Origin of the sequence: Trinickia diaoshuihuensis (assembly GCF_003390925.1) — a bacterium.
GTDB lineage: Bacteria > Pseudomonadota > Gammaproteobacteria > Burkholderiales > Burkholderiaceae > Trinickia > Trinickia diaoshuihuensis.
The window spans coordinates 1-865 of sequence record NZ_QUBS01000030.1; the positions used below are offsets into that span (position 1 = coordinate 1).

Sequence of the window (865 nt, forward strand, 5' to 3'; positions counted from 1 at the left end):
AGTGCGGATTGCCCGTGTGAAAGTAGGTAATCGTCAGGCTCCTCATGCTAAGAACCCCCGTCAGCCACCGCGCTCTCGGGGGTTTTTTGCTTTTGCTCGTCGGAAAAACTTACCTATAAGTGAGAGCGTCGAACAATGAAGCTCGCGCGAAAAGCTTGACATCGTGCGATGTTGTCTTCATAATTGTCCGTTCTCTGCGGAGGGGTGCCCGAGTGGCTAAAGGGGGCAGACTGTAAATCTGTTGGCTTACGCCTACGTTGGTTCGAATCCAACCTCCTCCACCAGAATATGCAAGCCGTGGTGCGGCAGCAGGGAATCGCGAAGGCCCTAGCGGGTGTAGCTCAATGGTAGAGCAGAAGCCTTCCAAGCTTACGACGAGGGTTCGATTCCCTTCACCCGCTCCAATGCCAAGAAGTACTGCCCATGTGGCTCAGTGGTAGAGCACTCCCTTGGTAAGGGAGAGGTCGGCAGTTCGATCCTGCCCATGGGCACCAGTAGCTGTCATTGATTGTTTGCGTGCGGCGCAACATACGGAAAATCCTCTTAGGAGTCGAAAATGGCCAAGGGTAAGTTTGAGCGGACCAAGCCGCACGTGAACGTCGGCACGATCGGTCACGTTGACCACGGTAAGACGACGCTGACGGCAGCTATCGCAACGGTGTTGTCGGCGAAGTTCGGCGGCGAAGCGAAGAAGTACGACGAAATCGACGCGGCACCGGAAGAAAAAGCACGCGGCATTACGATCAACACGGCGCACATCGAGTACGAAACGGCGAACCGCCACTACGCACACGTTGACTGCCCGGGCCACGCCGACTACGTGAAGAACATGATCACGGGCGCGGCGCAGATGGACGGCGCAATC

Annotated in this window: 1 protein-coding gene and 3 tRNA genes; all 4 read left to right on the forward strand. The window is 56.4% G+C overall.

All coding sequences use genetic code 11. The features are described 5' to 3' along the window. Positions 1-198: 198 nt before the first annotated feature. Positions 199-284: transfer RNA gene (locus DXT59_RS09175), tRNA-Tyr, on the forward strand. Positions 285-330: 46 nt separating this feature from the next. Continuing rightward, positions 331-404: transfer RNA gene (locus DXT59_RS09180), tRNA-Gly, on the forward strand. 15 nt (positions 405-419) lie between these two features. Further along, positions 420-494, forward strand: a tRNA-Thr gene (locus DXT59_RS09185). A 62-nt stretch (positions 495-556) separates the two neighbouring features. After that, the coding region (locus DXT59_RS09190) for a GTP-binding protein (protein ID WP_240324455.1) at positions 557-865 on the forward strand (309 nt) is incomplete at its 3' end.